12 protein-coding genes are annotated in these 14,316 nt (G+C 52.3%); 1 reads left to right on the top strand and 11 read right to left on the bottom strand.

The genetic code is table 11. The annotated features are described in order from the left end of the window. Positions 1 to 33: 33 nt before the first annotated feature. The 6 genes from ACFSW5_RS07020 to ACFSW5_RS06995 form a co-directional block, all read right to left on the bottom strand. Complete coding sequence (locus ACFSW5_RS07020; RefSeq protein ID WP_379270689.1) at positions 34 to 861, bottom strand: carbohydrate ABC transporter permease; 828 nt, start codon at positions 859 to 861, stop codon at positions 34 to 36. Beyond that, positions 858 to 1,742: a carbohydrate ABC transporter permease gene (locus ACFSW5_RS07015; protein ID WP_379270688.1), complete on the bottom strand. Its 885-nt coding sequence runs from the start codon at positions 1,740 to 1,742 to the stop codon at positions 858 to 860. Before ACFSW5_RS07015 ends, ACFSW5_RS07020 begins: the two co-directional genes overlap by 4 nt. A 91-nt stretch (positions 1,743 to 1,833) precedes the next feature. Next, on the bottom strand, positions 1,834 to 3,135 hold the full coding sequence (locus ACFSW5_RS07010; protein WP_379270687.1) for an ABC transporter substrate-binding protein: 1,302 nt from the start codon (positions 3,133 to 3,135) through the stop codon (positions 1,834 to 1,836). A 121-nt stretch (positions 3,136 to 3,256) separates the two neighbouring features. Next, positions 3,257 to 4,324: a response regulator transcription factor gene (locus ACFSW5_RS07005; protein ID WP_379270686.1), complete on the bottom strand. Its 1,068-nt coding sequence runs from the start codon at positions 4,322 to 4,324 to the stop codon at positions 3,257 to 3,259. Then, positions 4,314 to 6,107 (bottom strand): sensor histidine kinase, encoded by a 1,794-nt coding sequence (locus tag ACFSW5_RS07000; RefSeq protein ID WP_379270685.1) that lies wholly within the window; start codon positions 6,105 to 6,107, stop codon positions 4,314 to 4,316. Before ACFSW5_RS07000 ends, ACFSW5_RS07005 begins: the two co-directional genes overlap by 11 nt. A gap of 79 nt (positions 6,108 to 6,186) precedes the next feature. Beyond that, on the bottom strand, positions 6,187 to 7,113 hold the full coding sequence (locus tag ACFSW5_RS06995) for an AraC family transcriptional regulator (protein ID WP_379270684.1): 927 nt from the start codon (positions 7,111 to 7,113) through the stop codon (positions 6,187 to 6,189). 122 nt (positions 7,114 to 7,235) lie between these two features. Between ACFSW5_RS06995 and ACFSW5_RS06990 the strand changes: the two genes are divergently transcribed. Continuing rightward, on the top strand, positions 7,236 to 8,597 hold the full coding sequence (locus ACFSW5_RS06990) for a glycoside hydrolase family 30 protein (protein ID WP_379270683.1): 1,362 nt from the start codon (positions 7,236 to 7,238) through the stop codon (positions 8,595 to 8,597). Between the two features lie 72 nt (positions 8,598 to 8,669). Here ACFSW5_RS06990 and ACFSW5_RS06985 read toward each other — a convergent pair whose 3' ends face one another. The 5 genes from ACFSW5_RS06985 to ACFSW5_RS06965 all read right to left on the bottom strand — a co-directional run bounded on the left by ACFSW5_RS06985 (position 8,670) and on the right by ACFSW5_RS06965 (position 14,210). Further along, on the bottom strand, positions 8,670 to 9,767 hold the full coding sequence (locus tag ACFSW5_RS06985; RefSeq protein ID WP_379270682.1) for a Gfo/Idh/MocA family protein: 1,098 nt from the start codon (positions 9,765 to 9,767) through the stop codon (positions 8,670 to 8,672). Positions 9,768 to 9,817: 50 nt separating this feature from the next. Continuing rightward, on the bottom strand, positions 9,818 to 10,687 hold the full coding sequence (locus ACFSW5_RS06980; protein ID WP_379270681.1) for a sugar phosphate isomerase/epimerase family protein: 870 nt from the start codon (positions 10,685 to 10,687) through the stop codon (positions 9,818 to 9,820). 32 nt (positions 10,688 to 10,719) lie between these two features. Then, a complete protein-coding gene (locus ACFSW5_RS06975; RefSeq protein WP_379270680.1) occupies positions 10,720 to 12,243 on the bottom strand; it encodes an ABC transporter substrate-binding protein in 1,524 nt (507 codons plus the stop codon). A gap of 86 nt (positions 12,244 to 12,329) precedes the next feature. Beyond that, a complete protein-coding gene (locus tag ACFSW5_RS06970) occupies positions 12,330 to 13,226 on the bottom strand; it encodes a carbohydrate ABC transporter permease (protein ID WP_379270679.1) in 897 nt (298 codons plus the stop codon). 18 nt (positions 13,227 to 13,244) lie between these two features. Beyond that, positions 13,245 to 14,210 (bottom strand): ABC transporter permease, encoded by a 966-nt coding sequence (locus ACFSW5_RS06965; RefSeq protein ID WP_379271057.1) that lies wholly within the window; start codon positions 14,208 to 14,210, stop codon positions 13,245 to 13,247. Positions 14,211 to 14,316: the final 106 nt, after the last annotated feature.

Raw genomic sequence — 14,316 nt, 5'->3', positions numbered from 1 at the left:
AATCAATAAGCGTGCAGCTTTAAGACGATCTGATCAGCCTTTCACCGCTCCTTCCGCGATGCCGTGCATGATGAACCGTTGAAAAAAGGCGTAGATGACGACGACGGGAATGGCCGTCAGAACGAGTGCGGCGAGAATGAGCGACCATTCCTTGTTGTATTCGCCGAACAGCATGTTCGTGGAAAGGATTAACGTATAGCGATCGACATCCGTCAGCATGAGAAGCGGCAGCAGGAAGTCGTTCCAGATCCACAGAAAATCAAGAATGGCGATCGTGACCGTTATCGGCACGAGCAGCGGAAAGATGACCGTAAAAAACGTCTGGAGCTGGTTGCAGCCGTCGATTTGCGCCGCTTCTTCGAGCTCCCGCGGAATCGACTTTACGAACCCGTGGTACAAGAACACCGCCATGTTGACGCCAAGTCCGATGTAAATAAGCGACAGCCCATAGATGCTTCCTTGCACGTGAAGCGCGTTGGCCATCCGGTTCAGCGGTATCATAATCGAGTGAAACGGAACAAGCATGGACGCGATGAACAGAAAAAATAATGCGCTGCTCAGCTTCCCGCTCGTCCGCGACAGCTTGTACCCGGCAAGAGAAGCGCAAATAACGATGCCTCCTATTCCAAGGACGGATAACATAGCCGAATTCAGCGAGCTTTGCAGCAGGTTGATTTTTTCGTACGCCTGGCTGTAATTTTCCCAATGAAAAACCGTCGGCAGCGCAGTGAAAGACCGGAACATATCGCCTTGCGTCTTCACCGAGTTGACGACAGCCATGTAGATCGGGAAAAGCGCGAACACGGCCCCGGCGGACAGCGTCAACGTAATGAAAAAAGAGGAGATCGATTTCGTTTTCACGCTTCCACCTCTTTTCTCTTCATGACATAAATTTGAACCAAAGTGAAAACCAAAATGAACAAGAACAGGATGACGGATTTCGCGCTGGCGTAGCCGTAACGGAAATTGTTCGAGAAAGCCTCTTCATAAATGTTCATCGTGATGACTTGCGTGCTTCGTCCCGGACCTCCGCCCGTCAAGCCGTATACAATCTCGAACACTTTGAAGGCGCCGTTCAGCGTCAGGAAAAAGCAAATCGTTATCGCGTGCGTAATCATCGGGACGGTCACTTTGCGGAACGTTTGGAACGCGCTAGCTCCGTCGATGATCGCTGCTTCTTTCAAGCTGTGGGGAACGCCTTGGAGCGCGGCCAAATAAATGATCATCATATAACCGACGCCGTTCCAAAGCGAAACGACAAGTATCGAAATAAACGAATAGTTCGGATCGCCGACCCACGATTGGTCGAGGAACAGCATGTTCGTTTTTTCCGCGAGTTGAGGAAGGACCTGCGTAAACACGAAAGTCCACATAAAGGCGCTGATGATCGTGCTGATCATGTTGGGCATAAAGAAAACCGTACGGAAAAATCCTTTGCTCTTTTTGCGCGACTCGATGAACACGGCTAGCAGAAGGGCAATCGCATTTTGCAGTACGATCATAAAGACGACGTACTTGAGCGTAAACCATAACGAGTGGACGAAATCCGGATCCTCCGTAAGCGCCTCCGCGAAATTGCCGAAACCGACAAAGCTGTAGCTTTTGTTTAAACCGTTCCAATCCGTAAAGCTGTAATACATGCCGCCTATCGTCGGAATAAGCAGAAATACCGCATACAGCACAAGCGCCGGCATGGTAAATGCAAGCAGCGACATATATTTTTTGTACGCTCTGATCGGCATGATAATCTCCTCTCCCCGGTTGCTTCTATGGTCTTGTAAGGAGGGAAAGAGCGGCTGCCGCTCTTCCCTTCCGTTCCTTTACGCCTGCGAATTAATTGTTGACTTTGTTAAACGATTTCCACGCTTTATCCAGCGCGGCCAGAACGTCGTCCTGCGACATTTGGCCGGCGTAATAGGATTGCAGCGCCTTTCCGACCTCGTCCTTGACGGACTGCGGAATGGCCGGGTCTTGGTACGATTTGCCCGCTTTCACGTATTCCGTCGCGTCGTTCACCCAAGGGTAGCTCTCGAACGTATGAACCGTGGCGATCGGATTAAATTTGAGCGCTTGGAAGAAAGCATTGGAGTCGTTGTCGTCCAGCACGTAGTTGATGAAATCCAAGGCAACCTCCTTGTTTTTGCTTGTCTTCGACACGGCCAGCGAGGTGGATGCGCTCAGATTGATCATAGTGGCGTCCGGGTTGTCGTTAATCGGCAGCGCGGCGACGCCGAAATCCAGTTCCGGATTCGATTTCAGAATCGTTTCCGCGTACCATGGCCCCTGAATCCACATGGCCGCTTTGCCTTCCGCGAACGCCGCGGCGCCGTCGTCCCCTCCGACCTCGAGCGCTTTTTCCGTGCCGTTTGCGTTAACCAGATCGATGATCTCGAACATCGACTTCATTTCCGCGAACGAGCCTTGGTCGGCGTTCATCCGGTCAATGAAATCCTTTTCGCCCTCCTCCGTGTTCATCTTCGCGCCTACGGCCAGCGGCAGGAACAATTGCGGGATCCAGGCTTCCTTATAGGAAAGCAGGAAAGGCGTTATATTGTTCGCCTTGAGCTTCTCTACGGTCGTTTTCATTTCGGTCAGCGTCGTCGGAGGCGTCAATCCCAAATCGGCGAAAATCTTTTTATCGTATAAGTAACCCCAAGACAACGTCTCAAGCGGAACGGCAACGACTTTCCCATCGGTCGTCGTCACGGACGGCTTGACGCTGTCGAGCAGCTTGCCGACAAACGGCTGATCCGACAAATCTTCGAGATAACCCGCTTTGTAGTAAGAAGGAATCTCGTTGATGGCATGAATGGCAAATACGTCCGGCGCATCGTTGGACGCAAGGCGAGTCTTCAAGATTTGGGCCGCATTATCCGCAGGCGGCATTTCAAGCTGGATCGATACGTCGATGTTTTTCTCCGCCTTCTCTTTCGCCGCAAAGTCCGCGATAAACTTGTCGTAATGCTCTTTCAACCGGGGCTGGGCGATAAATACTTTTAAATTGACGCTTTTCGCCCCTCCCTCCGATCCTTGGGCGTTTCCTCCGGAACCCGTGCCGCTTCCCGCGTTGCTCGAGCATCCTCCGATCAAAGCGGCGGCCAAAATCGTCGCAAGCGCGCCTTTCCACATCTTCATCTGTTTTACGACCTCCCTAAGTTACGGCTAGTATTGGTTGCGTTTTCATTATAAGCAATTCATGAAAACGTTTAATTGGACAAAATTAAACCGTTGGATTGGATAATTTTAATCACATGTTCTAGTCGGTTTTCTCAACCAGGCTCTTTTTCCGCATTTCTCCGGGAGCTACGCCGTAATGCTTTTTGAAGACGCGATAAAAGTAAGCGACATCCTCGTAGCCGGCCATTTCCGCCACCGCTTTGATCGATAATCCTTCGTCCAGCAGCCATTCTTTTGCCTTTTCCATTCGCTGCCGCAAAATATAATCGGTCAGATTTAGCCCGTATTCTTGCTTGAACGCCTTGCTCAAGTATTCCTTGCTCACGTAAAAAACCTTTGCCATCTGTTCCAGTGTAATGTTTTCGGCAAAATGCCGCTCCGCGTATTGTTTGATTTCTTCCAGGTTGAGCTTGTTTTTAAATTTCCGGCTCGCGGCAAGCATGTCCAACACCCGCAAATATTGCTCTTCCACGAATCGGATCGCCGTTTCGCTTGTGACCGTATCGTTTCTGCCGATCGGCGGCAGAGGCTCTTCAGAAAGCATGTTCGCGTTCATCGTCTCCTTTAACGCCACCTGCAGCTCGAGCACGACCCGCTCCAATCGGGACGGCTGGGTAATCCCCCTAACGTTCAGCTCCTTGCGCACTTGTTCCAGCGCATGACTGATGCCCCCGCGGTTCAATTCGTTGAAATGCCTCTGAAGCAGTTGTTTGCATGTGGAAAGCGCCAGCGACATTTCCAGCGGCAGTTCTCTCTCCTGCACGGACGCCGAGGCTAAGTCGGAGACGCATTTGCTCAAAATCGCATTCAACTCCTTCGGGTCGATCGGTTTCAGCAAATAGTCGACCGCCCGGTAACGAATGGCATGCTTCAAATAATGAAAATCGTCGTAACCGCTTACGACGATCGTTTTTATATCGGGATACGTTTCGTGTATGCGCTCCATCAACCGGACGCCATCCATCCCGGGCATGCGCATGTCGGTAATGACAATTTGCGAACCCGTCTCCCGGATCGCGTTCAATGCGCCGTCCCCGTCTTCCGCCTCCCCGGCGAGCTCGAGCCCGTGCCGGTCCCACTCGACGAGCGTTCGTACCATGTCGCGGTTCCACTTCTCGTCATCGACAATCATTACTTTATAGGGCATCGTTATGGCCTCCTGTTCGTAAAGGGATGCTGACGGTCACGATCGTTCCTTCCCCTGTCACGCTTTCGATCTCCACGCCGTATTCGTCGCCGAAATGCATACCGATTCGGGACGCCACATTGTTCAGGCCGATCCGCTCCCCATGCGTCCATATTTCTCCCTTGTAGCCTTTCAGTTGTTTTTGCAGCTCCGTCAGCCGTTCCGGTCGAATGCCGACTCCGTTGTCTTGTATTCGGATTACGGCCTTTCCTTCCCGAGCGAAGGCGGAAACCGCAAGGTTCCATTCGCCCTGCTTCGGCTCCAGCCCATGAAAGAACGCATTTTCGACAATGGGCTGGAGCGTAAGCTTCGGAATCCGGCAGTCCCGCAAAGCCTCGTCTACCGATAACGTAAACCGGAGCCTTGTGCCGTAACGTTTTTCCTGAATAAGCATGTAATGGTTCAAATGATTGATTTCGGACATAAAATCGGCTAAATCCTCCGGCTCGCGAATGATATAACGAAACATGTCGCTTAACGATCGAATGACTTCGTAGCTTTCGGACGGCTGCTTGGAAAACAGCATGCTTCCGATCAACTGCAGCGTATTTTGCAGAAAATGCGGATTTATTCGGGCTTGCAGCGCCTTAAGCTCCGCCGTCTTTCTTTCGAGGCTCATGCTGTATTCGACCCTGATATGTTCCCTGATCCGCATGGCCATTTGCTGCAGCCGATTTTCCAGCAACCCGATCTCGTCATACCTCCGAACCGGCACGCGCTCCGCCTCCTGGATCAAATGCAGCCCTTTCAACGATCTCGCCAGCCGGACGATCGGATTGGCCGTTCTCCATGCGATGAATACGGCTATGAAAAGTGAAACGGCGGCCGACACGATGCCGACGATAAAGCCGTATCTGGCCGTCTCCATCGCGCTTTGATATACTAGACGGTTCGGAATGACCTTGACCAGCTTAAGCCCCGACGGGTCGATCGTATTCGTAAACACGATTTCGTCTGCAGAGCGGGCGTAAGCCGGACCGGAACCGCTTTGCCTTATTATGTTTTTGGCGGATTCGGAGACTTGGATCTCGTAAGGATTGTAATAGATGCGGCCGTCCGCATCGGCGATAAAAACGGCTTGCTCTTCTCCCCGCCCAAGCAGCTCAAGCGTCTGGTCGAAGACGTTCCATTGGACCTCCAGTGTGATGCCTCCGATTTTTTCCCGGTTTTCAAACCGGTTTATGCTTCTTGTAAGCTGAAACCGGCTTGGATCGTCTGGCGACGAATGAATAACGACATCTTTCCGCTGCCCGAACAGCTCCGCATAAGTCGGGGGAGGCAACGGAACCGTATCGATGTCGCTTTGATGCGCATTGATCGTTAACAGCGTTTTTCTCTCCTTCAAATACAACTCCACGCCGACGACATGGTTGCCTGCCGAGTAAAAGAGGCTTGTAAGCGTATCCAAAATTGTCCGCTGGGCGGAAAAGTCCAATTCCTCTTGACCGTCTTCCGCGGGCAGCACATAGGCGCTCATACTTGGGCTAATGAGCATCGTATAAATCAGATTATTTAGCTGCGCGAATTGATCGCTCAAATAAACGCCGGTCCACTTCATATTGGACAGGTTCGTTTCGACGACTTCCGCTTCCATCGTCTTCCTGTTATTTTCCGCGGCAAGAAGCGTTACGGCGAGCGTCGGCAGAACGGATATCAAAATCATCGTCAGTATAAGCCGGTTGCGAATGCTTCGCCGCAACGGCTCCGTCACAAGCTTCCCTATCTTCCCCATCTTTCCCCACATTGCGCTGCTCCTCTCCGCCATTGAAAAAACAAACGCCCCGCTGCCGCGTAGGCGTTCTGCTTGTAGGCCAATCTTTAGGTCATCTTAACGTATGATGCGGCTCCGATTCAAGCGTCGATTGTCGAAATTTGCGGGGACTCATGCCTGTCCAGCGCTTAAATTGCCTGCTGAAATGGGCTATGCTGGAATACCCCAGTAAGGACGCGACAGCGCTTAGCGCGAGATCCGGCTGAAGGATGAGCTGCTTGGCTTCATGGAGCTTCAGCTCCGACAAATATTTGCGCGGCGACATGCCGTACACTTTCTGAAACACCTCGAGGGCGTAACCGGGGCTTATATTTAGAGAAACGGCAATGGCTTCGATCCGGACATCCCGTTCGTTTTCTCCGTATTTCGCCAATTTTCCGGGTTCGAACTTCGCTTTAATGGCTTCGGCGATTAGCCTTGCGTATTGGCCCGCGGCGGGAGAGACGGAATGTTCGATGCCGGCTGATGCCTGCTCGGCCAAAATGCCGAAAATTTCAAACAAACCGGCCTGTATGCGGAACAGATCCGCCGACGTATAGTCGCAGCCCCTCTCCTGCAGCAGCTCGATCCATTTCATCATCGCCGCTTTCAGCCGGACATTCGTTTCGTCACCCGAAGGGAAATAAAACTGCGAATGCCGGGTCATCTCCTGGCGGAACAGAGCATTGTCCACATTGAAATGGGCAACAAAATAGGTCAGCCCTTCTTCGCGAGCGGATCGGTTGACATGCTTGAAGCCGGGAGGAATCAGCAAAATATCGCCGGCTTTCAACTCGTAGCCGACATTCTCCATCTCCGTCGTCTGCGTGCCTTTAAGAATAAGGATCAGCTCGAAGGCATGATGGGATTCCTGCGGCACGGTCCAGCCCTTGCTAACGCGCTGCATATGGGCACCGTACAATTTGACGTTCCAATCGATCGCGGGAAGCCATCTGGAATCGGGAAACAAATAGGAACGGTATGCTTCCGGGATGTTCATCATTGCACCACCTTGGATTAGGGCAAATTTTACTTGAGTTGGACCAATCCCAATTGTACGAGGGTTTGCCATAATGAATGTACCTTAGTAATCGCATCTAATTCAAGCAGGAGGGAAAGTCGATGAAGAAATCATCCATTCAATGGATTTCGACCACGAAGGAGAAAGCATGGAACGAACAAACGGTGTCCGCAGCTGCGGACACCGCGAACGCGAATTTAATCGTTACCGGAGAGCGGTTCCAAATCGTAGAAGGATTCGGCGGCTGCTTTAACGAACTGGGGTACGTCGCGCTTAGTCGTCTGAGCGACGAACAACGCGGAAGCTTGTTTCATTCCTTATTCCATCCGGACGGCGAGCATAAGTTGTCGATCTGCCGCCTTCCGATCGGCGCCAGCGATTATGCCTTGGAATGGTACAGCCACAACGAGACGGACGGCGACTTCGGCATGAAGCATTTTTCGATCGAGCGCGATTTCAAATATTTGACTCCTTATATCCGAGAAGCGCTGACGTACAATCCGGATTTGAAGCTTTTTGCATCGCCTTGGAGCCCTCCCACCTGGATGAAAACGCCTAAAGCCTACAACTACGGAACGCTTCGCTGGGAGAAGGACATCTTGGAAGCGTACGCCCTTTATTTCGTCAAATTCGTGGAGTCGTACCGCGATGTCGGCATCACGATCCATCAAGTCCACGTTCAAAATGAAGTCGTCGCCGACCAGAAGTTCCCTTCTTGCGTATGGACCGGCGAGCAGCTGCGCGAATTTATTGCGGACTATCTGGGGCCCGCCTTCGAAAAGCATGGCCTGGAAACGGAAATATGGCTTGGAACGATTAACGCTCCCGAACCGTGGGAAGAGCTGAGCAAGAAAAAATCGTCCGATTTCGACGAGTATGCCGCCGTTGTGCTCAGCGACCCCAAGGCGTATAAATACATCAAAGGAGTCGGCTACCAATGGGCGGGCAAATATGCGATTCAGCGGACGGCGGCCAGCTATCCGGAGCTCCGCTACATGCAGACGGAGAACGAATGCGGGGACGGGAACAATTCGTGGGATTATGCGAAATACGTGTTTAATTTGTATCAGCATTATTTCACGAACGGCGTAAACGCCTATATTTATTGGAACATGGTGCTGGAACCGAGAGGCCGCAGCACATGGGGATGGGAGCAGAACTCCATGGTGACGGTCGACCCGCAGTCCGGGCGTGTTACGCGCAATCCGGAATATTACGTCATGAAGCATTTTGCCCATTTTGTCGTTCCCGGAGCGCAAAGAATCGGGCTGCGAGGGCCATGGAGCGGCAAGGCGGTCGCCTTCCGCAACACGGACGGATCGACGGCGGTTGTCGTGAACAACCCGTTTAAGAACGAACGGACGGTAGATCTATCGTTTGAAAGGAATACGTACCGCTTCGAACTGGAGCCGGAATCGTTTAACACGATCGTGTTCCAATCAACGAGTCCGGCACTCGGCTAAGGCAGGAGGCGAAGAACCCGGAACCGCCGTCAACGGCAGTCCGGGTCCTTTTTCCGGTTAGTTACCGGATGCTTACAAATATACTTCTTTTCCCGTCTCGGCCGATCGATAGATCGCCTCCAAGATTTGCGTCACCACATAGGCTTGCTCCGGGGATACAAGAGGTTCCGTATCGCGAACGATGCTTTCGAGCCATTGCCGCGCTTCCCGGGAACCCGGATCTTCCCCGTCCGGGCCGAAGTAAGCGATTGGCGGTCCGGCCGTCGGCTTCATTTCGGTAAGCTTGCCGTATAGGACCTGATTGAATACGATTTCGCTCCTGAAATCCGCCGTCTGCTTCATTTCCGCCCCTCCTTCCGTCCCGAACAGCGAAGCTTTCGCTTCTTTTACGTCGGTCGTATTCAGCGCCCAAGAGCTTTCCAGGAAAATGGTCGCTCCATTCTCCATCTTGACCAGTGCGAAAGCGGAATCCTCCACATGAAGCGTTTGCGGGTCCCAAGGGCCGAACATATTGCCCTCCGGCTTATCCTTCAGCTTGTGGAATACCGATCCCGAAACCGAAACCGGCTTGTAATTGTCCATGAACCATAACGTCAGGTCGAGCGCGTGCGTGCCGATATCGATCAAGCATCCGCCGCCCTGCTGCTCTTTGTCGGCGAACACGCCCCAAGTCGGCACCGCCCGCCTCCGGACGGCGTGCGCCTTCGCCATGTAAATTTCGCCGAGCCTTCCTTCGCGGCAAGCTTTATAAAGCGTTTGGGAGTCGTCGTTAAACCGGTTTTGGTAGCCGATCGTCAGCTTTTTGCCGGTCCGCTTGGCCGCCTCCAGCATTTTGCGGGCCTCCGCCGAGTTGATCGCCATCGGCTTCTCGCACATGACATGCTTGCCCGCCTCCAACGCATCGACCGTAATGAACGAATGCTGCAGGTTCGGGGTCAGGATATGGACGACGTCGATCGTCTCGTCCTTAAGCAGATCCCGGTAGTCGGTATACACGGCTGCCTGCTCTCCCCCGAATTCGCGAGCCGCTTTTTCCGCTTTTTCCGGCACGATATCGCAGAACGCCGTCATTTCCGCCAAATCCGTCTGCTTCGCTAGCGACGGCATATGTTTCTGAAACGCGATCCCCCCGCAGCCGATGATTCCCACCTTCAGTTTATTGTCCGCCATCCGTAAGACGCCCCCCTATACGTTTAATCAAATCCGGTTTTTGCATTTGCTTATAAATAGCTTTGCAGCACTTTCAAGTCGTTGCGGACGCTTTCGATTTTGTCGGACGAGCGGCCTTCGTTTTCGACGAGCGCATATTTGACGCTGCCCATTTCGTTAATTCGTTTATAGACGGATGCAAAATCGAACGTTCCGGTTCCTAAATCGACGAAATCCGCCGGACCGATATATTTCTGGTATGCCTCGAAGACAGGCAATGCCTCGTCGCCGTTACGCTTGATCGCTTCAAACAAGTTGACGGGACCGGCGAGCTCCTTGTTCAGATCCTTCTGGTGAACCATATCGCAGCGGCTGCCCAGCCGTTCGAGAACGGCAACGGGATCGATGCCCGCACGCATCGCCCATACCATATCGAGCTCGAACTTCAGCAGCTCCGGATCGGTATTGTCCGCGAGCAGGTCGAACAACGTCGTTTCGCCGTCCGATTTAAACTCGTGGGCATGATTATGAAGATAAAGGGCAAATCCGTTGTCTTTCAGTCGTTTGCCCAACACGCCGAGCTGCTCGGCCAGCCGAAGGGCACTTTCGCGGTCCTGAATCCATACGGAAGGCAAAACGATCGCCTCGGTGCCTAGCGTACCGTAATAGGCCATTACGTTATCCCAATCGTGCTCGAGCAGCTCTTGCCCCGGCATCGGTCCTTCATGAACGGCGATGGCCGCCAGGCCAAGCTCCTTAAGCTTGCCGCTTACCGCTTCGGACGGGAAATCGTCGCGCAAGCGGGAACGCTTCTTCATATTAAAGCTGATCAACTCCAGATTGCGGTACCCCGCTTCGGCCAACTGCTCCAAGGCGCCGAAATAATCGTCCCCGATCCGTTCATGTACGGAGAATACGTTAATGCCTGCCTGAATGCTCATCCTTACCCGCTCCTTTTACCCGTTTATCGGACTTATTGATTGTTTGCCGCCCACTCGTCGAGCTGCTTTTGCTTCTCGGCAATAATTTTGTCAATGCCTGCCGCCTTCAGCTTATCGATAAATTCGGGCAAATATTTGGCGGGGTCCAGCGTTCCCGTTTCCAGCCCGACTTTATATTGATCTTTCACGCTTTGTACGGCAGCCGCCTCCGTTTTGACCGGATCGACCGTAAAGCTGAATCCCATCGCTTTCGATTTTTTGGCCGAATCGTTAAACTCCTTCTGAAGCTCCCATATATTCGGATCGTCGCCTTCCCACACATGCGACAGAAATTGGTTGCCCCACATCCAGCCGTGCACCGGCGCATACGTGGCGTTCGATGCGTCCACGCCGCTCGGGTAATTGATCGTGCCGTCCGGATTTTTGGCGTAATGTTTGCCTTCGATGCCGAAGTCGATCAGATTGACAAGTTCTTTGTCGGAATATAGAAGGTTCAGGAACATCATCGCCCTTTCCGGATCGTCCGAGTTTTTGGCGATGCTGAACATAACGTTGGAAATCGAAGACGTCGTCGCAACCGGCGGCAGCAGCCGAACCGCAACCATCGGCGTGCCCGTCAACAGCGATTCTTTGCTTTCGTAACCCGGCTTCATATGCACGACGAAGGAGAATGCCTTGCCCGCTTTGACGAGCTGCTCCGATGAGATTTGGTTCGTCGAGATGTCCTTCGGAATGTATCCGGCCGTATACCAGCTTCTTACCATGTTGATCAGCTCCGCGTATTCGGCGGATTCGTACCAGTTGACGACCTTCAGGTTATTATCGAAATCCGGAAGCACTCCGTTCTCGTCGTTCAGCGGATCGACAAGCCCCGGCGTTATGGAGGAGATGATGGTGCCGCTGGTCCCTTCCGGCAAAATGCCGGCCATTTGCGGTTCTTTTTCTTTAATGATTTTCAGAATAGGCTCCATGTCCGCGTATGTCTTCACTTTGCTCAGATCGATGTTGTATTTGTCGACGATATCCTTACGCATCAGCACGCCGTAATCGGCCGCCCAATCGCGGACGCTCGGAACCCCGTAAATGCTGCCGTTCGTTGTCGTCGCCTTCAATATGTCCGGGCCTACGACCGCCTTGATATCCTGGCCGTATTTCTCGAGCAGGTCGTCGAGCGGGAGAAGCTGGCCTTTTGCGGCTTGCGTGCCGTAATTCATCCCCGTAGCGGTGACGAGAAGGTCCAGCTTCTCATTGCCGGCAAGCATCAGATTCATTTGCTGCTGCCAAGCCCCGATGTCGATCGGCAAAAATTTGACCGTCGCGTTAATTTTCGCCTTCGTCAGCTTGTTCACTTCCGCCGCTACGGCGTCCATATCCTTCGTGTTGCCGATATTCCAGAACGCGACGGTTATTTCGTAAGGCTTCAGCTCTCCCGCGGAATCGTTCTCCGACGGTGCCGTACCTCCCCCGCCTTTATTGCCGCCCGAACAAGCCGTTATAAGAAGCAAACAAGCCATCCATGCGGCGGCAACCGCCGTCCTTTTCCATTTTCTCGTCATCCCTGTTCCCCCTGTCTTTTTTATTGGAGTCCTTGTTTTTGGATGTTCTGAAGCGTATACGAACCGGCCGAAGCCAGGTACGCCCGTTACCCTTTAACCGCTCCGATTACGAGGCCTTTGACAAAATATTTTTGAAAAAACGGATATGCGCAAAGCAAAGGAACGACGCCGATCACGGCCATGGCCATCCGTATCGACTCCATCGGGATGCTGGCGGACGTCGCGATTTCCGTGGAAGCCATGTCGGAATTGGACTGCAGAAATTGCGCGTTCAACAGAATGCGGTTCAATAGATTTTGCAGGCTGAACATGCGGCTTTCGGTAATATAGATCAAGCCGTTAAACCAGTCGTTCCAATATCCGATCGTCTGCATAAGGCCGACCGTGGCCAAAATCGGAAGCGAAAGCGGCAGCACGATCCGGAAAAAGATTTTAAACTCTCCCGCTCCGTCGATCGCGGCGGACTCGATCACCTGAACCGGTATCGAATTGGAGAAAAACGTCCGCATGATGAGAATGTAAAAGCCGTTCGTCAGCAGACCGGGAACGATTAACGCAAGCAGCGTATTTTTCAGGTCGAATACTTGGGTGTAAATCAGGTAAGTCGGCACCAAGCCGCCGTTAAACAGCATCGTAAAAAAGACGTAGAACGAAAGCTGCGTGCGGAAAGGCATGTCCTTGCGCGAGATCGGGTACGACAGCAGCGCCGAAACCGACAGCCCGACGAACGTGCCGACGACGGTCACGAGTATCGTAATGCCGTAAGCTCGCGATATATTTTCGGCATCCTGCCATAGAAAACGATAAGCTTCCAGACTGAACTGATCCGGCAGGAACGAATAACCGTCCCGAAGAATCGTCATTTCGTCCGTAAACGAAGTTGTCACCAGCAGCACGAAAGGCAAAATACACATGGCGCCTAGCGCGATGAATAAAGCATGGACGCTCCATTGGAACGTTTGCTGTTTCCAAGTCGCCTTCATTCGAGCTTCCTCCTTCCGTTAAAATAACGCGTGATCGCGGTTGCGCCTGCTGACGATGTAGTTCGAGATCAAGACGAGAACAAATCCTACGACGGATTGGTATAATCCCGCTGCCGACGACATGCCGATGTCGCCCAAGTTCAATAACGCTCTGTACACATACGTGTCGATGACGTTCGTCACGGAATGAAGCTCGCCCGTATCGAGCGGAACTTGATAGAACAGGCCGAAATCGGAGTAAAAGATGCGTCCGATTTGCAGCAGCGTCATGATTGTAATGACCGGCGCGATCAGCGGTACGGTAATGCTTTTGATCTGCTGCCATTTGCTCGCGCCGTCTATCGTTGCCGCCTCGTAATACTCGGGATCGATGCCGATAATCGCGGCCAAATAAATGACGCATAAATAACCCGCATTTTTCCAAATGTTAACAATGGTCAAAATGTATGGCCAATACTTCGGTTCGCTGTACCAGGAAACCGGCTCCGCCCCAAAAGCGGGAAGCACTTGCTTGTTGACGAAGCCGTTCTCGCCGCTCAGCAGCGCCAGCACCAAGTAACCGACGATCACCATCGAGATCAGATAAGGAATAAGAATGACGCTTTGATAGAAGCGGGCCAGCCATTTTTTTCGAATTTCGTTCAGAAGAATCGCAATGCCCACGGCAATAAACAAATTGATGACGATAAAAGCCGCATTGTACAAAATCGTGTTCCGGGTAATGAGCCATGCATCGGACGTTTTGAACAAGTACTCGAAGTTTTTGAGCCCGATCCAATCGCTGGCAAATATCCCTTTCGCAAAGTTAATGTCCTTGAACGCAATCACCAGTCCGAACATCGGCAAGTAATTGTTGATGAACAAGTAGACGACGCCCGGCAAAACCATGATGAACAGCGGCGCGTACCGGCTGAGCCTGCTCCATTTCGGCTTTACGGACGTTACGGCCTTAGCCTTCGTTTCTTTTGCCGTATCGCTCGTCATAGCATCCATCCGATCTCCCCCTTCAGTTGGTTTGTTTTAAGCATAAAGAAATGAAAGCGCTTCAACTAGATTCTAGAACGACTTTTCGGTTGAGATTTTCCGACTT

The organism is Paenibacillus thailandensis (genome assembly GCF_042685365.1).
Classification (GTDB): domain Bacteria; phylum Bacillota; class Bacilli; order Paenibacillales; family Paenibacillaceae; genus Paenibacillus_AP; species Paenibacillus_AP thailandensis.
This window is presented reverse-complemented; position numbering and strand designations above follow the sequence as displayed.